At 66.4% G+C, this 21,285-nt stretch carries 19 protein-coding genes; 2 read left to right on the top strand and 17 right to left on the bottom strand.

All coding sequences use genetic code 11. From position 1 onward, the window contains the following. Positions 1–63: 63 nt before the first annotated feature. The 8 genes from QD356_RS01690 to QD356_RS01655 all read right to left on the bottom strand — a co-directional run bounded on the left by QD356_RS01690 (position 64) and on the right by QD356_RS01655 (position 7,656). On the bottom strand, positions 64–1,359 hold the full coding sequence (locus QD356_RS01690) for a hypothetical protein (RefSeq protein WP_192838437.1): 1,296 nt from the start codon (positions 1,357–1,359) through the stop codon (positions 64–66). A gap of 133 nt (positions 1,360–1,492) precedes the next feature. Then, the gene (locus QD356_RS01685) at positions 1,493–2,287 is read right to left on the bottom strand and encodes an energy transducer TonB (protein WP_054554996.1); all 795 of its coding nucleotides are present in this window, start codon (positions 2,285–2,287) and stop codon (positions 1,493–1,495) included. Position 2,288: 1 nt separating this feature from the next. Next, entirely contained in the window at positions 2,289–2,687 is a 399-nt protein-coding gene (locus QD356_RS01680) for a biopolymer transporter ExbD (RefSeq protein ID WP_043331884.1), read from the bottom strand. Then, entirely contained in the window at positions 2,680–3,303 is a 624-nt protein-coding gene (locus QD356_RS01675; protein ID WP_084589252.1) for a MotA/TolQ/ExbB proton channel family protein, read from the bottom strand. The genes QD356_RS01680 and QD356_RS01675 overlap by 8 nt, the downstream gene beginning before the upstream one ends. Next, positions 3,296–4,747: a MotA/TolQ/ExbB proton channel family protein gene (locus tag QD356_RS01670; RefSeq protein ID WP_192838436.1), complete on the bottom strand. Its 1,452-nt coding sequence runs from the start codon at positions 4,745–4,747 to the stop codon at positions 3,296–3,298. The genes QD356_RS01675 and QD356_RS01670 overlap by 8 nt, the downstream gene beginning before the upstream one ends. Beyond that, a complete protein-coding gene (locus tag QD356_RS01665) occupies positions 4,747–5,658 on the bottom strand; it encodes a DUF3450 domain-containing protein (RefSeq protein WP_279876607.1) in 912 nt (303 codons plus the stop codon). Before QD356_RS01665 ends, QD356_RS01670 begins: the two co-directional genes overlap by 1 nt. Before the next feature lie 322 nt (positions 5,659–5,980). Continuing rightward, positions 5,981–6,907 (bottom strand): FAD-binding protein, encoded by a 927-nt coding sequence (locus QD356_RS01660; RefSeq protein WP_192838435.1) that lies wholly within the window; start codon positions 6,905–6,907, stop codon positions 5,981–5,983. Then, a complete protein-coding gene (locus QD356_RS01655; protein ID WP_192838434.1) occupies positions 6,904–7,656 on the bottom strand; it encodes an electron transfer flavoprotein subunit beta/FixA family protein in 753 nt (250 codons plus the stop codon). The genes QD356_RS01660 and QD356_RS01655 overlap by 4 nt, the downstream gene beginning before the upstream one ends. Positions 7,657–8,249: 593 nt before the next feature. On the opposite strand from QD356_RS01655, the gene QD356_RS01650 reads away from it, so the two are divergent. Beyond that, entirely contained in the window at positions 8,250–9,893 is a 1,644-nt protein-coding gene (locus tag QD356_RS01650) for an electron transfer flavoprotein-ubiquinone oxidoreductase (RefSeq protein ID WP_153635265.1), read from the top strand. A gap of 227 nt (positions 9,894–10,120) precedes the next feature. Then, positions 10,121–11,356: a dicarboxylate/amino acid:cation symporter gene (locus tag QD356_RS01645; protein ID WP_192838433.1), complete on the top strand. Its 1,236-nt coding sequence runs from the start codon at positions 10,121–10,123 to the stop codon at positions 11,354–11,356. Between the two features lie 110 nt (positions 11,357–11,466). On the opposite strand, the gene QD356_RS01640 is transcribed toward QD356_RS01645, so the two are convergent. From QD356_RS01640 to pabC, 9 genes are all read right to left on the bottom strand, one after another. Continuing rightward, positions 11,467–12,408, bottom strand: coding sequence for a sulfurtransferase (locus QD356_RS01640; RefSeq protein ID WP_225996472.1), 942 nt, complete (start codon positions 12,406–12,408; stop codon positions 11,467–11,469). 131 nt (positions 12,409–12,539) lie between these two features. After that, positions 12,540–15,059, bottom strand: a complete 2,520-nt coding sequence (locus QD356_RS01635; protein ID WP_225996471.1) for an ATP-dependent helicase — start codon at positions 15,057–15,059, stop codon at positions 12,540–12,542. 106 nt (positions 15,060–15,165) lie between these two features. Continuing rightward, positions 15,166–15,795 (bottom strand): DUF1285 domain-containing protein, encoded by a 630-nt coding sequence (locus QD356_RS01630; RefSeq protein ID WP_192838432.1) that lies wholly within the window; start codon positions 15,793–15,795, stop codon positions 15,166–15,168. A gap of 42 nt (positions 15,796–15,837) precedes the next feature. Beyond that, positions 15,838–16,671, bottom strand: coding sequence for a TatD family hydrolase (locus tag QD356_RS01625; protein WP_043331890.1), 834 nt, complete (start codon positions 16,669–16,671; stop codon positions 15,838–15,840). Between the two features lie 110 nt (positions 16,672–16,781). Further along, the gene (locus tag QD356_RS01620; protein ID WP_043331891.1) at positions 16,782–17,132 is read right to left on the bottom strand and encodes a PilZ domain-containing protein; all 351 of its coding nucleotides are present in this window, start codon (positions 17,130–17,132) and stop codon (positions 16,782–16,784) included. A 277-nt stretch (positions 17,133–17,409) separates the two neighbouring features. Next, positions 17,410–18,435, bottom strand: a complete 1,026-nt coding sequence (locus QD356_RS01615) for a DNA polymerase III subunit delta' (protein WP_054555003.1) — start codon at positions 18,433–18,435, stop codon at positions 17,410–17,412. Continuing rightward, positions 18,432–19,181: a dTMP kinase gene (gene tmk / locus QD356_RS01610; RefSeq protein ID WP_192838431.1), complete on the bottom strand. Its 750-nt coding sequence runs from the start codon at positions 19,179–19,181 to the stop codon at positions 18,432–18,434. Before tmk ends, QD356_RS01615 begins: the two co-directional genes overlap by 4 nt. Before the next feature lie 99 nt (positions 19,182–19,280). Beyond that, a complete protein-coding gene (gene mltG, locus QD356_RS01605) occupies positions 19,281–20,282 on the bottom strand; it encodes an endolytic transglycosylase MltG (protein ID WP_192838430.1) in 1,002 nt (333 codons plus the stop codon). Between the two features lie 72 nt (positions 20,283–20,354). After that, on the bottom strand, positions 20,355–21,245 hold the full coding sequence (gene pabC, locus QD356_RS01600) for an aminodeoxychorismate lyase (protein WP_192838429.1): 891 nt from the start codon (positions 21,243–21,245) through the stop codon (positions 20,355–20,357). Positions 21,246–21,285: the final 40 nt, after the last annotated feature.

Raw genomic sequence — 21,285 nt, 5'->3', positions numbered from 1 at the left:
GAAAGGCGGCGTTTGCGTTGCAGTGACACTCAGACAGCGCTGGATCGTAAGCGTCTCACGTCATCAGCGCTGCGCGACGGATTTCAACCAGGCATCGGCCCCTTCGGCGCCACGCGCCTGAGCCTTCTTGAAAGCTTCACGCGCAGGGTCGAACTGCTCCAGCTGACTGGCGACCACTCCGGAGAGCAGCCAATGACGCGCCGAGTCGTCGCCACGCTCACCGGCCGCGGCCAGCGCCTGCTGCGCCGTTTCCCAGCGCCCCCAATCATAGGCAAGCTCGGCATACTGCCGGGCATCCTCGAGTGACTGGTTCTGCTGCGAGACGGCTGCCCACGCCTTGAGCGCATGCTCGACATCGCGCGCCGCCGTCCAGGCCTGTGCCAGCTGGCGACGCAGCGCCGGGGTATCGTCAAGCAGCGGCTGCCCCTGGGGTGTCGCGGATTTCGAGAGCCCCGCCTCGATCAGCTCCGCCGCTCGCGCCGGCGCACCGGCCGCCAGCTGCAGGTCGACTCGCTGCTGGTAGGCGTCACTGCCACTGACGATCCCCGCCGCCCACGCCGCTTCCCAGGTGCTGGCGGCGCGAGTGTTCTGGTTGAGGCGCTGATAGAGCGCCACGGCACGCTGCCAGTCCTGCGGGTCGCGTGACTCGCCCAACCCCTGCTCGACCAGCGCCACCGCCGCGCCATGGCGGCCGGTCTGCTGATAGACGCTGACGGCCAGCTTCAGGCGATCACCGCTCGGCGCACTCGCCTTGCTGGCGCGCTCCAGCCAGTCCTCGGCGCGCGCCCAGTCACCTCGGTTGGCTTCCAGACTGACCGCCAGCCACAGGTCATCGGCACTCGCCGAGCCGCCGTGCAGATATTCCGCCAGACGAGCGATACCGCTATCGCGCTCACCGGCGCGCAGGCGCAGCATCGCTTCACGACGCAGCCACTCGCGAGCCTGGGAGGCATTGACGCCCGGCAGGCGACGCGCCTCGGCATACAGACGTGCCGCCTGGGCCTGATCGCCCTGGCGCGCACGCGCACTGGCCGCCAATGACAGATACAGCGCGCGCACCTCGCCGCGCTGGCGCTTGGCCTCACGCTCGGCGCGCTCACCGACCGCGTCATAATCGCCTTCATCCAGCCGTGACTGCAGCGTGCGCAACTGCCCCGCCACTTCGGCGGAAACGCGCGTCGCCGCATGGGCCGCACTGATGCCACCAACCTCCATCATCAGCATCAGGCAGGTCGAGACCAGCGTCACGCGGGTGAGTCGGCGCCCGCCGCGTGTCAGCAGCTGGCGCGCCCGCGCCATCAGGCCTCGCGATCGCTCAGCGCTGTCGGCGTCCTGCGGCGGTGTGGATTTCGCTACCATGAGTCTTTCCTCTTGCGTTCATCCGCTGCCATGACCCGGCGCATTGCCGACAAGTCCACGGCATCAGAGATGACGACATATGACACACATCAGACACCCGATGAAAGCCCACGCCATGGAGTCACGGGTTGCCTCAACGCAACTGGAACTCGAGCCGCTGGCGCGCCTGGCGCGCATTGCCCGCGGCCGGGAATTCCCAGCGCGCGATCGCCTTCATCGCCGCCCGATCAAACACGCCCGACGGCTCGGCACGCACCACCCGCAGCGAGCCGCCATCGACATTGCCGTCCGGACGAATCACGAACGCCACCTCGACGAAGCCCTCGATGCCGCGGCGACGCGCGCGACTCGGATATTCGGGAGCGGTGCGCACGGTGGGACGCGGTGAACCACCCTGTGCCGCCGGGGCTGCCTTGGGCTTTGACGGCTTCGCCGCGGCCTGTGATGACGCATCAGACGCCGACTGAGCCGATGAAGCGGCCTCGGCCTGCCTGGCGACCGCCTTGGGCTCCGGCTTGGCCTTGGGTGCCGGTTTGGGCGTCGGTTTCGGCTTGGGGGTCGGTTTGGGCGGACGCTCGACTTCCAGCGGCGGCAGGCTGTCATCCATGGTCAGCTCTGGCGTCGGCGGCAATGGTGTCTTGACCTCGGGAATCGCCACCGGGCTTGTCGCCTTGGGTGCTGGCATCGGCGCTGCCTTCGGTGGCGGCGGTGGCTCGGCCGGCGGCGTGGGCAGACTTTCACTCGCCGCCGGCGCGGGCGCCGGTGCCTCTTCAGGTGCCTGAACGGTGGAGACCGACAGCGGCTCCGGTGGCGGCGTGTCGTTCACCGGCGGCGCGACCAGCAAGGCCAGCGCATAGAACAGCACCAGCGCCAGCAAGGCACCACCGACAAGCCCGACGAGTCGATTGGCATACAGGCGTCGCGTCATGTCATTCGCCCTTCGAGGCGGCGACCGCGATGTCCTGCACACCCGCGTTGCGCAGTGCATCCATCGTCTCGACCAGCAGACCGGTCTGTGAGCGGCTGTCGGCCTGGATCACCACCGGCTGACCATCGGCAAGATCGGCCACGGCGTCGCCGACGCGATGGGCATCCACCGGCTTGCCGTCGACCCACACCGCGCCCTCGGCGGTGATGGCGACCATGACCGCCGCGTCAGGGCGCGCCGTGGCGTTGGAGGCTTCCGGACGCTGGATCTCGACCCCGGACTCCTTGACGAAGCTGGTGGTGACGATGAAGAAGATCAGCATGATGAAGACGACATCCAGCATCGGCGTCAGATTGATCTCGCCGCTGTCTTCCGCGGCCTCCATGCGACGTCTACGCATGTGGTGTCTCGCTTGTATCAGAGGAGGAATCAAAGCCGTTCGCAGCGGACATGCCGGAACGTGCATCGTCGACGGCGCGCGCCAGACGGTCGTGCAGGCGCTGGTCTTCACGACGCACCACACGCTCGAAGCGCGTGACGAACATCAGGCCCACCACCGCGACCGCCATGCCGGCCAGCGTCGGCAGCGTGGCGCGTGCCACACCATCGGCCATGGCACGCGCCTGGCCGGTGCCGGCGATCGCCAGCGAATCGAAGACATGGATCATGCCGGTCACGGTGCCCAACAGGCCGGCCAGCGGACAGATCAGTACCAGCAGCTTGAGCCACGGCAGCGGTGCGCGCAGACGTGACAGCAGCTCACGGGTCAGCACTTCGCGATGGGTGAGCGCCGACCAGCTGTGGTGCTCGCTGCGCGCTACCCAGTCGCGAATCAACTGCTGACGCGCCGGACGATGCACGAGCCGCCAGTAGAGGCCGCGTTCCAGCGCCAGCCCGAACAGCACCATGGCGATCAGGCAGATCACCACGATCAGCGGGCCACCGCTTTCCACCAGCCGCATCACTGGCGCGAAGCCACCGCTCAGCAAGGAAGAGGCGGCCAACGAATCAGGCATGCTCGGTATCCCGCTGACGCGCTGCCGCGCTGGCAGCCTTGCTCGGGGCGCGCTTCTCGAGGTGGTCGGCCAGACGTGCACTGGCGCGGCCCTCGAGACGACCCATCAGGCCCTTGGACAGACTGGAAAGTCCGGTCTGGGCGAACAGCAGCGGCACGGCGGTCACCAGACCCAGCACGGTGGTCACCAGCGCCTGGGAGATACCGCCGGCCATCAATTTGGGGTCGCCGGTACCGAAGACGGTGATCGACTGGAAGGTGCCGATCATGCCGGTCACGGTGCCCAGCAGCCCCAGCAGCGGCGCGATGGCAGCCAGCAGCTTGACCAGCGCCTGGCCACGCTCGAGCCTGGGCTGCTCGGCCAGCAACGCCTCATCGAGACGGGCCTCGAGCGCTTCCGGCTCGTGATCATGGCGCATGCCTTCAAAGCGATGCAGCACACGGCCCAGCGGGTTGTCGTCACTGAGCTGGCTCAGGTCGGCTTCCTGACGCTTGACCGCACGACGGGTCAGCGACAGGCGCACCAGCTGGATCAGCGCGATGATCAGGCCCAGCACGCCAAGACCGACGATGACGTAACCGACGGCACCGCCCTGCTTGAGGCGCTCACCGAGACGCGGCGCCCGCGCCAGCGCCTGGGTGACATCGCCACCGGTGGGATCGAAGCTCAGGCGATCACTGTCGCCGGCATCGAAGGCCGCCAGCTGCTTGCGAATGCGCAGCGGCGTGGTGCCCGCAAGGCCGAGGGTGTCCAGCGCCGAGGGGCCATCCACGGCCTTGTCTTCCGACAGCGGCGCCAGCAGGTGGCGACCACTGAAGGCCATCTGTTCGCCGACGCGCACGATCTCACGCGGCTTGATGCTGCCATCCGGCCCGGCCAGCGGTGCCTGGAAGCGCAGCGCGCGACCGCTTTCGGTGGCGATGCTGCGGATGTCCGCGGTCAGGGCGGCGAGTCGCTCGCGGCCCGGCACCTCATCACGCGGCCCCAGGTCCGGCAGACGCGCCTGGCCGCCGACCAGCAGCCAGTTGCCCGCCAGCGCCTCACGCGTCTCGCGGGCATGCTTGCGCGCTACCTCGAAGACCTGACCGAGATCGCCCTGCTGGGCCTGACGCTCTTCGTCCAGACCGCTGAGGGTCGCCTGTTGTTCCTGCGCCTCGGTTTCGAGGGTCGCGCGCGTCTCGCGCAGGCTGTCACGCCGCGCCTCGGCCTCGCTGACCGCCGCTTGCAGTGCCTCGCGATCCGACAACAGGGTATCGAGACGCGCCTGATCGCGGCCTTCGGCCTGACTGGCGGCCTGTTCGAACTGCTCGACGCTCAATGACTGCTCGGCACTGCCGGTCGCCGCCAGCACGGCGGGAGATGACAACGTCAGCAGCCCCAGAGTGCCGGCCGTCAGCAACAGGCGTGACAGAGACGCGCGTGGCGCTTGTGAATTCGTCGCCATCAGCTGGACTCCTGCGCGGTACGGGTAGTGGTGGTACGTGTGCTGGTGACTGCCGCGGCAGCCTGATCGGCGCTCTTGAGCGCGGACTGCGACAGACGCCCCTTCGGAGCCAGCTCGACGTCCTCGACCGGCACCGACAGCGGCAGGGTTACCAGTGACGGTGCCTGCTGGTCACGCGCCATGCTGATACCCTTGCGCAGCGCCTCCAGGCCGCTGTCATCCAACACCTGCCAGCTGCCATTTCTGGCCTGCCAGGCGCCACCATGCTGACCATCCAGCGTCAGGTAATAGAGGCCCACGCGGCCGACACGCAGATACTGCACCTCGGTGTCTTCCCCACCGACAAGTCCTGCGCGCCAGGTATCGAAGCCCTGACCGTAGCTCAGCTCCTGCTGCCAGGCGTTGAGCAGCTGATCGAGGCGCTCGTCATTGCTCAGGCTGGCATTGGAGAGGTTGTCACGCAGACGTTGGACGCGCGCGAGACGCTCGTCCTTGAGAAACGGCAGATCCTGCTCGATGAAGTCCGCCAGCTCCTCGACCTGCTGACGCAGCAGGCCCGGCAGCGACTCGCGCGTGGCCTCGAGATTCTCCAGCGCCGTACGCTGGCGCTCGATACGCGCCGCGCGGTCAGCATTCAGCGGCGTCAGTTCCGCGGTATAGCTTTCCAGACGCGCGGCTTCCTGACGCGCTTCACGCAGACGCACCAGCAGCGCACGCGTCTCGTCATCGGCAGCGTCGATGCGCGCCTGCAGCTCACGCTGGGTTTCCTGATGAATGGCGGCACTGTCACGCAGTGTCTCGGCATGCGCCGGCAATGCGGTGGCTGTCAGCGGTGCAAGCAGCACCAGCGCCGGGAGCAGGCCGCCAAGGGCTCGCACGCACGGGAAGGGGAAAGAAGTCGAACGCCGCACGGACATCTCCTGAAGAACTAGGCTTGGTTGCATCCTCGGTCGCCTGCCAGGCCGCTAGTGGCTTCCGAGTGGAAATGCAAATCACTGGCATGGACGGTATTACAAACAAGAACAATTATCAATTGATCTTGCCTCGCTCTGCCCCATCAGCAGGCCCTGAAACCTGCAATGCAGCGTTGCACTTTTCTCCTGACGCTCTCTCCCCTGCCCTCGCCCCAACCCTTGCCCGCAGACACAAAAAAAACGCGACCCGCCGAAGCGGGTCGCGTTGATTGGCCAGGGCACCTTGCGGTGTCTCGGCCTCAGCCTTGCGGGGCGTTGCTCAGAGCTTGCCTTCGAGCTCCGGCAGCACCTCGAACAGATCCCCGACCAGGCCGTAATCCGCGACCTGGAAGATCGGCGCTTCGTCGTCCTTGTTGATCGCGACGATGACCTTGGAGTCCTTCATGCCCGCCAGGTGCTGGATCGCCCCGGAGATGCCGACGGCGATGTAGAGGTCCGGCGCGACGATCTTGCCGGTCTGGCCGACCTGCATGTCATTGGGCACGAAGCCGGCGTCGACCGCTGCGCGAGAGGCACCGATGGCGGCGCCCAGCTTGTCGGCGATACCGTTGAGCAGCGCGAAGTTCTCACCGTTGCCCATGCCGCGGCCACCGGAGATCACCACCTTGGCGGAGCCCAGCTCAGGACGCTCGCTTTCGGCCAGGGTTTCCTCGACAAAGCTCGAGACGCCTGCATCCTCGACCACGTCCACGGCCTCGATGGCCGCCTGTCCGTCGAGCGCGACCGGATCGAAGCCGGTGGCACGCACGGTGATGACCTTGAGCACATCGTCGCTCTTGACGGTGGCGATGGCGTTACCGGCGTAGATCGGGCGCTGGAAGGTATCGACGCTCTCGACGGCGATGATCTCGGAGATCTGCGCCACGTCCTTCAGTGCCGCGACACGCGGCATGAAGTTCTTGGCGGTAGTGGAGGCGCTGGACAGCACATGGCTGTAGTCATCGGCCAACGCCACGACCAGTGCCGACAGGTTCTCGGCCAGCTGATGGGCGTAGACGGCATTGTCGGCGACACGCACACGCACGATACCGGCAAGCCTGGCGGCCTGCTCGGCGACGGCGCCTACGCCCTCACCGGCAACCAGCACGTCGATATCGCCACCGATGGCGGTTGCGGCTGCCACGACACTCGCGGTGCTGCTGGTCAGCTGGCCATCATGATGATCGGCAATGACGAGAATGCTCATGAGATCACCTTTGCTTCGTTCTTGAGTTTGTCCACCAGCTCATCGACGGAGCCGACCTTGATGCCGCCCTGACGCTCGGCCGGCGGCGTGACCTTGACCAGCGTCACCTTGGAAGCCGTGGAGACACCCAGCTCTTCCGGCGTCTTCACATCCAGCGGCTTCTTCTTGGCCTTCATGATGTCCGGCAGCTTGGCGTAGCGCGGCTCGTTGAGGCGCAGGTCAGTGGTGACCACCGCCGGCAGGTTCAGCTTGACGGTCTGCAGGCCGCCATCGATCTCGCGGGTGACATTGACGCTCTCGCCATCGACCGCCACTTCGGAAGCGAAGGTACCCTGCCCCATGCCGGTGAGTGCCGCCAGCATCTGGCCAGTCTGGTTGTTGTCGGCATCGATGGACTGCTTGCCGAGAATCACCAGGCCGGGCTGTTCTTCCTCAACCACCTTGGCCAGCAGCTTGGCCACGGCCAGTGAGTCGACGGCGTCATCGGTCATCACCTGCACGGCGCGATCGGCGCCCAGCGCCAGCGCGGTACGCAGCTGTTCCTGGGCGGCCTTCGGGCCGATGGTGACGGCCACGACTTCGGTCGCCACGCCCTTTTCCTTCAGGCGCACCGCTTCTTCCACGGCGATCTCGCAGAAGGGGTTCATGGCCATCTTGACGTTGGTCAGATCGACGTCAGACTGGTCAGCCTTGACGCGAATCTTGACGTTGTAATCGATGACGCGTTTCACCGCGACGAGTACTTTCATGGTGTCCTCGCTGATTTCTCATGGAGTACCAGTGACCGTGAGGCCGCCAGCGCTCGATTCATGCAAGCGTTTGATAGGTGAATATCTTCCACAGATGACCGTGATGACAAGTGTCTCGCCACGATATCCGCTGGCACCCGACGGATGAAGTCAGCCAGACCGGCGTGGTTTTCATTGTCCGGGCGCCGCCATTCTCATGCGGGCATCTTGCGCAGAATTGGTTGCCGGGGTCAAACCTGACAATCACTCTCAACACGCCCGGGCGTGAAACCCATCGGGCGATTTCCTGCAACGCCCCCGGTGGCTATTACGTCAGACCCAAGCATAATAAACAAACGGTCGTTTTAAATGCTACTGTTGCGGCATGCTATGCGGCTGCTTCGCGCCAGCGCCTTGTGTCGAGCGGCCGATAGTCCGTGCAGGACATGGCGTACCAGCGTGAGTCGCACCCCTATTTTCACTCCGACGAGTCGTGCCCTGACGCACGCCACGCCGGAGGTTCACTGCCCAGCGAACGACCGTGGTCGTTCGTGACACGCCCGCCCCGCCGGATCCGCGGGGCCCTGACGGCGCAAAGATTGAGGAGACGGGTCATGGAACGCGAATTCATGGATTTCGACGTGGTCATCGTCGGTGCCGGCCCTTCCGGCCTGGCGGCGGCCTGCCGACTGATGCAGCAGGCCAACGCGGCCGAGAAGGAGCTGACGGTCTGCGTGGTCGAGAAAGGTTCTGAAGTCGGCGCGCACATCCTGTCCGGCGCCGTGCTCGAACCGCGTGCACTGACCGAGCTGTTCCCCGACTGGGCCGAGCGCGGCGCACCGCTCAAGACGGCCGTCACCCGTGATGAGGTCGTGCTGCTCAAGGATGACCAGAAAGCGCAGGTCATCCCCAATGCACTGGTCCCCAGGACCATGCACAACGACGGCAATTACATCATCAGCGCCGGCAACCTGACGCGCTGGCTGGGCGAGCAGGCCGAGGAGCTGGGCGTCGAGATCTTCCCGGGCTTCGCCGCCCAGGAAGTGCTGCATGGCGAGGATGGCACGGTGCGCGGCATCGTGGTCGGGGACATGGGCGTGGCCGCCGATGGCAGCGAGAAGGATGGCCACATGCCGGGCATGGAGCTGCGCGGCAAGTACACCCTGTTCGCCGAGGGCTGCCGTGGCCACCTGGGCAAGCAGCTGATCTCGCGCTTCTCGCTCGATAGCGAAGCGGATGCCCAGCACTACGGCATCGGCTTGAAGGAGCTGTGGGATGTGCCCGCCGAACAGCACCAGCCGGGACTGGTGGTGCATGGCAGTGGCTGGCCGCTCAAGGGCAACGCCGAAGGCGGCTTCTTCCTCTATCACACCGATGACCAGCAGGTGGTGGTGGGCCTGATTGTCGATCTCGCCTACGACAATCCGTACCTGTCGCCCTTCGATGAATTCCAGCGCATGAAGCAGCACCCGACCCTGGCCCGCCATCTCGAGGGCGGCAAGCGGGTCTCCTATGGTGCGCGTGCCATCGCCAAGGGCGGCCTCAACTGCCTGCCCAAGATGAGCTTCCCGGGCGGCCTGCTGATCGGCTGTGACGCCGGCACCCTCAACTTCGCCAAGATCAAGGGTCTGCACACCGCGATGAAGTCCGGCATGCTGGCGGCGGAAAGCGTGTTCGACGCCATCAAGGGCGGCGACGAAGGCGGTGAAGACCTGGTCGACTTCGGCAAGCGCTTCAAGGACAGCTGGGCCTATGAGGAGCTGGACGCCTCGCGCAGCTTCGGCCCGGCCATGCACAAGTACGGCACCTTCCTCGGTGGCGCCTACAACTTCCTCGACCAGCTGACGGGCGGCCGCCTGCCGACCCTGCATGATACCACGCCGGACTACGCGCGCATGCGCCCGGCGGCTGAGTGCACGAAGATCGAGTACCCCAAGCCGGATGGCAAGCTGTCCTTCGACAAGCTGTCCTCGGTGTTCCTCTCCAACACCAATCACGAGGAAGACCAGCCGTGCCACCTGCGCCTGTCCGACCCGGAGCTTCCGGTGCGTGACAACCTGCCGCGCTACGCCGAGCCCGCCCAGCGCTACTGCCCGGCCGGTGTCTACGAGATCGTCGAGGAGGCCGGTGAGCCGCAGTTCCAGATCAACTTCCAGAACTGCGTGCACTGCAAGACCTGTGACATCAAGGACCCGGCGCAGAACATCACCTGGGTCGCGCCGGAAGGCGGCGGTGGCCCCAACTACCCCAACATGTAAGCCCCTGCTGCCTGCCAGCTGATAACGCCGCCGCGGCCCTGCCGTGGCGGCGTTATCGTGTCTGGCTCTCCTCATTCCTCAGCGCCGCGCCTGCGGACGCCTTGCGCCCCGTGGGCGCTTCTTGTGTTATTCCAAAACAATCTCAAAGCGATTGTTGATATAACAGCTCCCCGGTAGCACATTAGCCTCCCTCGAATTCAGACTCACGCCATCGCTTCGGAGCCACCATGTCCGTCACACGCCAGATACTGCTCGCCCTGGGGCTGGGCATTCTCAGCGGCCTTGCCCTGAACGCCGGGGCAGGCGCTCTGCCCGAGGGCAGCGTCGCCTGGCTCGACAGCCACCTGCTGACGCCGGTGGGCCAGATCTTCCTGCGCCTGCTGCAATTCGTGGTGGTGCCGATGGTGTTCGGCGCCCTGATCATGAGCCTGACCAACCGCGAAGGCGGCGCCGATGTCGGTCGCCATGCCGGCCGCCTGCTGGGCAGTTACGTGGTCACCAGCGCCGTGGCGCTGACACTGGGCATGCTGGTCGCGCATTGGCTGACGCCGGGCAGCGGCGCCGAGAGCCTGGTGGATTCAGCGCCTGAAGGCCGCAACGCCGACAGCATCGCCCAGTGGCTGGTGGGCCTGGTGCCCAACAACCCCTTCACCGCACTGGGTGGCGGTGGCCTGCTGCAGGTCATCTTCGCGGCCGCCCTGATCGGGCTGGCGATGCGCGCCCTGCCGGAGGAAAGCGCACCGCTGCATCGCGTGATCGAGAGCGGTTACACCGTCAGCCTCAAGGTGCTGTCCTTCGTGCTCAAGCTGGCGCCGGTGGGGGTCTTCGCACTGATTACCTCGGTGATCGCCACCCAGGGGCTGGACCTGCTGATGCGCCTGGGCATGTACGTGATCGGCCTGATCATCGCGCTGGCGCTGATGGCACTGCTCTATCTGGTGCTGCTGGCCGTCACCGGTGCCCGCCCGCTGGCCTTCGTGCGCCACTTCGGCCAGAGCCTGGGCTTCGCCTTCGGTACCGCAAGCTCCGGCGCGACCCTGCCGCTGGCGCTGGGCAATGCCCGCGACTACGGCATGAATGAATCCCTGGCCAGCTTCGCGCTGCCCTTCGGCACGGCGCTCAAGCGTGACGGTGCCGCCGTGCTGCAGGGCTTCAATGCGCTGTTCGTGGCGCAGCTGTTCGGCATCGATGTCACCACCTCGCTGGTGATCACCGTGTTCACCACCGGCCTGCTGGTCAGCTTCTCGACGGCTGGCGTGCCGGGTGCGGGGCTGGTCGCCATGACCACCGTGCTGGGCGCGGCAGGGCTGCCGCTGGAAGGCGTGGCCGTGGTCGCCGGGGTGGACCGCTTCACCGATGGCCTGCGCACCGCCCTCAACGTGATGGGCAACTGCGCCAACGCCGCCCTGCTGGAGCGCTTCGATTCGCGCAAGCCCGCCGCTGACCACGAGACACAAGCGTAAGCACGCACGCAAAGAGTCAGGCAAAGCGCCCCACAAATGACAACGCCCGCCAGAGAAACCTCTGGCGGGCGTTGTCATTTGTGAAGCCGTCATCGCGCTGGCGCGTGCGGCTACTTCTCGCTGGCCTCACCGGTGGCGACCGGGCGCGCGGGATCACTGATCCAGTCACTCCAGGAGCCGGCATACAGGCGCGGCAGCGGCAGCCCCGCGATCGCGAAGGCCAGGATGTTCTGGCAAGCGCTGATGCCGGAACCGCAATAGGCGATCACCTCACCCTGCGCCGGCAACAGGCTGCGCAGCTCACGCATCAGGCTCATGCGGTCCTTGAAGCGGCCATTGGCTTCCAGATTGCTGGGGGTCGGTCGGCAGAATGCGCCGGGAATATGGCCTGCCACCGGATCGACCGGCTCCTGCTCACCGCGAAAACGCGCCTCGCCGCGGGCATCCAGCAAGCTGTCATCCGTGGCGGCCACCTCCTGGGCGCTGACCAGCAGGCTGTCATCAAAGCTCGGCTGCCAGTCGCTGGGGGTGGGGCTCACCGGTTGGGCAGGCGCACGCTTGAGCTCACCCATGGCCTGATTCCAGGCCTGGATTCCGCCATCCAGCACCCGCACATCCGGATGCCCGGCCCAGGTCAGCATCCACCACAGCCGCGCCGCCGCCATCTGCCCGCCCATGTCGTCATAGACCACCACCTGTTGCTCGGGCGTGATGCCGAGGCGGCGGAACAGCTCGGCCGTCGCCTGATGTGACGGCAGCGGATGCCGCCCGCCCACGCCGTCCTCGCGCACGGCGGCCGAGAGATCGCGATCCATATCGACATGGATGGCCCCCGGCAGATGGCCTTCACGCCACAGGCGCTCGCCGGCTTCCCCATCATCGAGACGCGCACGGCAATCCAGCACCACAGGGGACTTGAGGCCCGCCATCGCCAGCTGGGTCACCAGCTGGCTGGCATCGATCAGGGGCGCCTGGCGCTGGTCCGGCACCAACAGCGATGAGGCGGAGACGGAGGCTGCCGCCAATGCGGCAGGATCGGGATACTGAGCCATGGGAACTCCTTTTCGGGCAGACGAAGATGCGCTGCAGGCATGATGGTGCTCGACGCAAGGCTTGGCAATCGCGCTGCCTTGTCGCCCGAGTCTCAAGTCCGTTGTCACAAGGGTCACAAGGGTCACAAGGGTCACAAGGCTGTCAGCGGGGCACGCGTGGCGATCAGGCGGCGCTTGTTGCCATCGGCGAAGCGCACCTCGATCAGCGGATTGGCCTCATTGCCGGAGACCTCTTCGATCACCCCCTCACCGAAGCTCTCGTGACGCAAGCGCTGACCGACTTCCCAATCACCGACGCGTCGCAGCACCGCCGGCTCGCCGCGTGGAGAGCGATTGCCCTGTCGAGCGCCGCGAGCATAGGTGCCGCCCGAACTGGACTGGCCTTGCGCAGCCGACTTGCTGGCCGGCTTGCCCGGGGACTTGGCGGCCTTCTTCGGCAGCGCTTCCAGCGTCGGCGGCGTGATACCGTGACGCGCCAGTGGCAGCCGCGCCAGATAGGCCTCGCCAAGTGCCGGCGCCGCCACACGCAGGCGCTCGTCGCTTCCGTCCGCTGACTCGCGGGCGGCCTCATCGCCGTCCTCGGCCTGCAGACGGGCGAGCTTGGCACGCTTGCCGGCACCGTGAATCCAGTCGCCGAGGCGGGTGCAGTCCTCCACGCACAGCTCCGCGAGGAAGCGGCTTGGCGTATGCGTGCCGCCGTCACGCCACAGGTGCAGCTGCTCGCGGGCACGCGTCACGCCGACGTAGCACAGGCGTCGCTCCTCCTCGAGGCGCTCCGACGACAGCGGGTTGTCACGCGAGTAGGCCGGGAAGTCTTCCTCGTTCATGCCCCACAGCCCCACCAGCGGCCACTCCAGCCCCTTGGCCCCGTGCACCGTGGTGATCAGCACGCCGTCGGCGGCGTCCTCGACCGGATTGCGCAGCAGATTGATGAAGGCGTCGGGATCATTGGCCAGCTCCCCCGCCTGCTCGATCAGCACATCCAGCAGGCGCACATCCTCCTCGCCCTTGTCACGCCGGGCCGCGGCGCGGCGCAGCACCTTGTCGGCTTCCAGCTCATCGACCACATGGCGCAGCAGCCGCGCGGGCGCCCAATCGCCCAGCGAGGGCAGATCGCACAACAGCTTCCAGCGCTTGTGCAGGTTGCGGCGTTGCAGCGGCTTGAGCCCCTCGAGAATAGGGTCTTCCTTGCGTGGCCAGCGCTGGCTGTCGGCCAGTTGCTGACACAGGCGTTCGAGGCGCTCGCGCGCGACGAAGGCGGTGGGCTGGGTGAACAGCAGCAGCAGGTGCGCCGGGTCGCGCAGACGAGTGGCATCACGCGCCAGCTCCAGATAGCCCGCCAGCGCCTGCACCAGCGGCAGACGGAACACGAAGCGATCCCCCTGCCCCAGCCGGAAGGGAATGCCGGCCTTGAGCAGCTGCAACTGCACCGGTACCGACAGCGCCCAGCTGCGCACCAGCACGGCGGCCTCGGCGCCACTGCGACCCGACTCTCGCCAGGCCGTGAGCGCCGCGACCAGACTGGCGGCGCCCTGGCCTTCGAACAAGCGCGTCGCCGGCGTGCCGGGCGCGGCCAGACACAGCTGGTCCGGACGGCGCGCATTGGCGGCGATGGCGTGATTGGCCGCCAGCGCCAGACGATGGCCGTGGCGGAAGGTGTAGCTGAGCGGGAAATCCAGCGGCGCGGCAAAGCTCTCGGCAAAGCGCGTCAGCATGTAGTCAGGCCGCGCGCCACGCCACTCGTAGATGCACTGGTTGGCATCGCCCACAGCCATGACTTCTGCCATGGCGCCGGAGGCTGCGGGCGACGGCTCGCCGCCGGACGGTGCACCCGCCAGCAGCGCCAGCATGCGCTGCTGCGCCTCATTGATGTCCTGATACTCATCGATGATGACGTGCTGCAGATGCCCCTGGATGCGTGCACGGGTCTCGGGCTCCTTCTCCAGCTGACGAAGCGGCCGGTAGAGCAGATCGGCATAGGTCATCTGGCCGTACTGCTCGAGCAGCTGCTCAAGCTGAGCGAAGGACTCGACGAAGTGGCCGGTGTGCTCGCCGAGATTCATGCGCTCGTAGAGCAGCGTCGGCTCGCACATCTCGGCCTTGACCAGATCACAGAACTGGGCGAGCGCTTCGAGGCGCTCGCCTTCCAGCGCCGCCTCACGATCGGCGCGATCAGCATCGCCCAGCGCACGCTGGGCGGCCTGCTTGAGCAGACGCTCCAGCGCCCAGTCCTGCTGGATGAGTTCGCGCGGCTCGAGGCTGCCCCAGCGCACCAGGGTGGTGGTCAGGCGATGGCCGATGGAGTGGAAGGTGCGGATGTCGGGCAGCCGAGTGCCCGGCGGGGCCGCCTGCGCCAGCTTGGCGACGAAGTCCTCACGCGCCGAACGGTTGAACATCAGCACCAGAATCCGCTGAGCCGGAATGCCTTCCGCCAGCAGACTCAGCACCCGCGCCACCAGCGTGGTGGTCTTGCCGGAGCCCGCCACCGCCGCTACCCGCGCATGCCTCCCACGATGCGCCACCACGGCGCGCTGCTGATCCGTCAGCCGTTGCGTCAGCTGATCGACGGCCAGCGCCAGTGGCGATGCTGCAACATCTGGCCCGGAGGTTGCGGTGCTGTCGGGCTCGATGGGAGGAAGTGGTGACGACATGAAGACCTGCAATGGCTGACGGCGAGAGAAAGGGGCGAAGCAGAACGCGAGGGGCGCATGGAAGAGAGAGCAGAAGGCGGCAGGCTCAAAAAAGGCTCAGACAGGTTCAGACCTCGACCTCATCGGCCGCCAGCTGTCCCAGAATCTGGAAGCGCCCGCCGCTCATGAAGCCGAGTGTCAGGCTGCCGTCTTCCTGCTCATGCGTCTCGGCGCTCTCGAGCAGCCGATAGTAGAGATTGCGGTGCAGGCGCGCGGCAAGGCCGAAGCGCACCGCCACTTCCGGCAACCACAGGCCGTCCGGCGTCTCGCTCAGCGTCAGGCAGGTCTCCCCTTCCAGTCGCACGACATCGCCCTGATCGGTGACCAGCTGCCAGACGTCCGGCTGGGGCTCTGTCTGTCCGGGCTCGGCCTCTCCAAGCTCAGTCGGCGCAGAATCACTCTCGACGCGGGAGCAGTCCACCGCCAGGAAGGGGCGGTCCTCGACCTGGATGGTGACCTTTTCCGCCGGCGTGACCAGGCAGTAGCTGCCATCGGGCTCGCGGCGCAGGACACGCGACAGCATGTGCACCAGCCGCGCACGGCCGATGGGCGTGCCCTCGTGCAGCCAGCGCCCGTCGGCACAGATGACGAGGTCCATCTCGCCACAATGCGCCGGGTGCCATTGGTCCACCGGCGGCAATGCCTTGCCGCTGGTGGCCTTGTCGCCCAGCTGGGTGAGGATGGCGGCTGGATTCATGACGTTCCCTCCCTGGTGGTCAGATCATGCGAGGTGCCACGCTCAATCGATGAGCATACCGCTGCTGGCCAGCGCTTCGCGAACGTTGTCCGGCGCTTCCGGCGCGGCGGCACGGAACAGGCGATAGAAGTTGGCAGTGGTCTGCATCGCCAGCTCATCGACGGTGATGCCGCGCTCGGCGGCGATGCATTCGGCGACCTCGACCACATTGCCCGGCACATTGGAGGTGCCACGGTACGGCACCGGCGCCAGATAGGGGCTGTCGGTCTCGATCAGCAGGCGGTCCAGCGGGATGGCGCGCGCCAGCTCGCGGACGTGTTCGGCGTTGCGGAAGGTGACGATACCGGAGATGGAGACCATGAAGCCGTGGCCCACCGCGATGCGCGCCATGTCGAGATCTTCGGTGAAGCAGTGCAGCACGCCACCGACAGCGGGGTCCGTGTGCTGCTTGATCAGCGCCAGGGTGTCTTCCCGTGCCTCACGGGTGTGGATGATCACCGGCAGCTCGAGCTCACGCGCGGCGATCAGATGGCGCGTGAAACGCTCGTACTGCAGCTCGCGGCTGACGCTCTCGTAGTGATAATCGAGGCCGGTCTCGCCGATGGCCACCGCGCCGAAGCGCTCGGCGCACTTCTTGATGTCCTCGACCGTGGGTTCCGGGTCGACCTGGTGCAGCGGATGCACACCGGCGGAAATCACCACATCCTCATGCTGCTGGGCGATGGCCGAGATCTCGGGCACATCGTCGAGCGTGACGGCAATGGCGAGAAACTGGTGCACGTGACGGGCGCGCGCGGCGTCCAGCACGGCCTCGAGGCTGCCGCCGTGCTCTTCCAGTTTCAGACGATCAAGGTGGCAATGCGAATCGACAAACATCCGGAAACTCTCACTACTGATGGCCACGCGCTGCGCGGCGAAAAACGTGCTCGACCGGCGGGCGCCCATGGCACTGCCGGTCGAGATGATGAAGCGACGCTGCGCTCGCGCTACAGCGTATAGGTCGCGTGACCCTTGCCGAGCATGCCGGCCAGGTGGTTCTCGATATGGTCACGCACCTGGCGGTCCTCTTCACTGAAGTGGATGCCGATCCCGGCAGTGCGCCGGCCACTGACGCCCTGCGGAGAAATCCATACCACGCGCCCGGTGACCGGAATACGCTCGGATTCCTCAGGCAGGGTCAGCAGCAGATAGACCTCCTGGCCCATGGTGTAGCGCTCGGTGGTCGGCACGAAGATGCCGCCGCGCACGAGGGTCGACATGTAGGCGGCCAACAGGGTCTTCTGATCACGAATGGTCAGCGAGAGCGCCTTCTGGCCTTGCTGTGGAGCGGTATCCATCCTTCACCTCCGGCCGGTCTCCCGGCACATGCAGTCCCGTGACGAGCGTCAGCACTCACATGAGGGCTCACGCTGCGTATCAATGCGTATTCTTCGGCCATTGCCTGCTGTCATCTGACGCAAGGCGAGCAAGCGGCCTGGCTGGCTTCAGTCTAGCCTGCCCGCCTTGCCTCGCGCAGCCTCGTGGCTTTCCACGCGGGCATCGCTCAGCCATACCCTCAGCTCTTCGCTCAGACCTTCACTCGGGCCTTCACGCCAGAAAAAGCCAGCTGCGCACTCAGGAGCGCAGCAAGGCGGCCCAACGCACCAGCCAGGCTTCCAGCACCAGCTGTGGGTTGGGGTTGCCGCCCGCGGCCAGCAGACGGCGCTGCTCGCGGGCGAAGTCCAGCAGCTTGAACCAGTCCTGGGTGCGCCCGTTCTTGACCGCCTGTCTCAGCAGCGGCTCAAGACTGGGGTCACGCAGGTCGCTGGCGTTGCCGGACAGGCCCATGCGAATCAGGTCTTCCAGCCAGGCAATACCGTACCACAGCACCTGCGCCAGCGGTTGGCGCTCCAGTCGCCACGCCTCGGCCACCGGCTCGCCACCGCGCACCAGCGCATCGAACAGCTCGCGCAAGGCCTGACGCAGCTGACGCTGCTCCGCCTCGCCAAGACGCACCGCCAGCTGCGGCAGTCCGCCTGCCATGCGCAGCAGAGCCTGAGCATCCTCGCCCAGCTGCTGCGTTAGCCACGGCAGGCTCTCTTCGGCCGGTGGAATCACCAGCGGCCATTGCTGACAGCGCGAGCGAATGGTCGGCAGCACCCGTGACGGCATGTCGCTGAGCAGAATGAACAGCGTATTGGCGCCGGGTTCCTCGAGGCTCTTGAGCAAGGCGTTGGCCGAGGCGATGTTCATCGACTCCGCCGGTTGCAGACGGATGACGCGGTAGCCGCCCTGCTGGGCCGTCTGGGAGACGAAGCGATTGACCTCACGGATCGGGTCGATGCGGATCATCTTGCCGACATCCTGCGGCGCGACCGCCATCAGATCAGGGTGATGCCCCGCCGCCAGCATATGACAGCCATGACATTCACCACAGGCCGCCGCGCCGGGCTTGCCCTGGGCGGTGCGACACAGCACGCGGGCGATCATCGCATCGGCCAGCTCGTGCTTGCCAAGCCCCGACGGTCCGCTGAGCATCACCGCATGCGGCAGGCGACCGTTGTCGTGTACCGCAGTGAAGTGTTGCCACAGCGAATGCTGCCACGGCAGCGGCGAGAAGCTCGAAAGCGTGACACCACTGCTGACGTCTGAAGCACTCATGGCTGCTCATCCGTGGGAATGTTCGCCTGCCAGGCCGCCACGCGAGCCGCCAGTACCGCCGCGATATCGGCCTGCACGGCCTCGAGCGACTGACCGGCATCGATGGTGGCAAAGCGCTCGGGGTCGGCATCACGACGCATGTGATAGCCGACACGCACCGCCTCGAAGAACTGCTCGGCTTCCTGCTCGATGCGGTCGGCGCCTTCACCGGTCTCGGCGCGGCGAGCGGCCAGACGGCCACGTGCCGCCTCGACCGGCATGTCCAGCAGCAGGGTCAGGTCCGGCTGCAAGCCTTTCTGCACCAGGGATTCCAGCGCCGAGATATCGGCCAGCGGCAGGTTGCGGCCACCGCCCTGGTAGGCAAAGGTCGCGTCGGTGAATCGATCGCACACCACCCAGGCACCGCGCGCCAGCGCCGGACGAATGGTCGCGGCCAGATGCTGGGCACGCGCGGCGAACATCAGCAGCAGTTCGGCATCATCACTCAGCGACTCGGTCGGCGCCGGGTCCAGCAGCAACTGGCGAATGGCTTCCGCTCGCTCGCTGCCACCCGGCTCACGCGTGCGCACGACCTCGAGGCCATGCGCCTCGAGCTCGGCGACCACGAAGGCGACATTGGTGCTCTTGCCGACGCCTTCACCGCCTTCCAGCGTGATGAAGCGACCACCGCGCGAAGCCTGAGTGGCCGCCGCGCTGGCGGCGTGGCGAGAAGACGTCGTGCTTGATGCGCTCGGACGTGAAGACATGATGTTTCCTGATTCAGACAGCAGATGACTCGCGACGAAAGCCCCGTGCAGCATGGCAGACCCTGTTCGCCACACGGGTTTCAGCTCATTCGCCACGCATTACCGATTGAGAATATAACGGCGCACGGCATTGTTGTGCTCGCGCAGCGTGCGCGAGAAGTGATGCTTGCCCTCACCCTTGGCGACGAAGTAGTAGGTATCGCCTTCCTTGGGGTGCACCGCCGCTTCCAGCGCGGCGCGCCCGGGCATCGCGATCGGCGTCGGCGGCAGGCCGGTGATCACATAGGTGTTCCAGGGCGTCGGCTTGCGCAGGTCGGCGCGCGACAACGAGCCATCATAGTCCTTGCCCAGGCCATAGATGACGGTCGGGTCAGTCTGCAGGCGCATGCCACGCTCCATGCGACGCTTGAAGACGCCGGCGATCTCGTCGCGCTCTTCCGGCGCGCCGGTCTCGCGCTCGATCAGTGACGCCATGATCAGCGCTTCGTAGGCGCTGGTGATCGGCAGGTCGTCATCACGCCCGGCCCAGACTTCCTCCAGCGTCTTGCTCATGCGGCCATAGGCCTGCTTGTAGAGCGAGAGGTCGCTGACGCCCTTGTGATAGCGGTAGGTGTCCGGGAAGAAGCGCCCTTCCGGCTTCTCGCCCTCTGCACCGACGGCCGCCATCAGCTCCTCGTCGCTCATGTCGCGAGTCGTGTGCTCAAGCTTGGGCGAGGCATCCATGGCAGTGCGCATCTGGGCGAAGGTCCAGCCCTCCGGCACGGTCAAGGTATAGCTGACCACATCGTCACTGGACAGCAGCGCCACCAGCTCACGGCCGTTCAAGCCCGGCGTGAGACGGAATTCACCGGCGCGCAGGCCATTGACGGCCTCAGGCTCGAGGCGCGACCACACCTTGTACGGCCAGCTCGCCTCGATGATGCCCTGTGACTCGAGCTCGCTCACCACCCTGGTCAGACTGGCGCCCTTGGGCACCTCGAACAGCTGTTCCTTCTCGATCGCCAACGGTGACAGCAACTGCGCCTGCCAATAACGAAAGCCCACCACACCCGCAGCCACGGCCAGCACTACCAGCATCAGGAGGATCTTGAACACTCGCATAATCAGGTTTCCAGTCTTCATGGCGAAGGCGACGACCGCACAGGCATGCCTGCTGACGCTCGTCGTCTTCCGTCAATTCGCGGGCTCGCTCAGCAAGCGCGCGACAGTGTGATTCAACTCGCCCAGCGCCGGATGCGCCGCATCCTTCCACTCCGCCAGAATCGCGCCATCGGGCTTGAGCAGGGTGCGCAGCGGCCAGACGCCCTGCACGGAATTCATGACGACGACCCGCTCGGCCCACGCGAGTGATTCAAGCCCCTCACGCACTCGCTCGAACACCATCTCGGCCTCAAGCGCCGCCAGCAGCGTGCCCTCGACCCCGGCACGATCAAGACACGGCGTGAACCAGCGCCCGTCACGATACCAGGCCAGATTCATGCTGGTGGCCTCGATCAGTTCGCCCTGCGCATTGAGCAACAGGCCCTCGCTGATGGCCGTGTCGTTCCACTCGCGGCGCGCCAGCACGTTCTCGAGCCGATTGAGGTGCTTGAGTCCCGCCAGTGCCGGCTGCTCGGCCACACGCAGCTCGCAGACCCGCGCCGTGATGCCACGCCGCGCCTGTTGATTGACCGCAAAAGGCGTCGCGCGTGCCCGCAAGCGCGTCTCCGGTGTCTCAGGTGCCCTGTAGCCCCGCCCGCCGGAGCCGCCGGTGACGATCAGCTTGAGCACTTCAAGCCCCTCGCCCTGACAGACCGCCAGACAGCCAGACAACTCAGCTGACGAAGGCGCTGCAATCCCCAGACGCTGACAACCGCGCGTCAGGCGCGCCTCGTGCCAGGACCACAGCTGCGGCTGGCCCTCACGCACCAGAATCGTCTCGAACACGCCCTCGCCATAGGCGAGGCCACGGTCATCACTGGGCAGATCGGCGGCGAGCGCTGCAAGAGAGCGCTTGTCGTAAGCGCTCCTTTCATCAGAGGCCCGGCCATCTGAGCTCTTGCTGCCAGAGGCATCAGTCGTCATCGATACAGCCCTCCAGAGAACGGTTGCGGACACGACACGC

It is taken from the genome of Cobetia sp. 2AS (genome assembly GCF_029846355.1).
Classification (GTDB): Bacteria; Pseudomonadota; Gammaproteobacteria; order Pseudomonadales; family Halomonadaceae; genus Cobetia; species Cobetia amphilecti.
The sequence above is the reverse complement of the archived record's forward strand: the minus strand, read 5'-3'. Positions and strand labels throughout refer to the sequence as shown.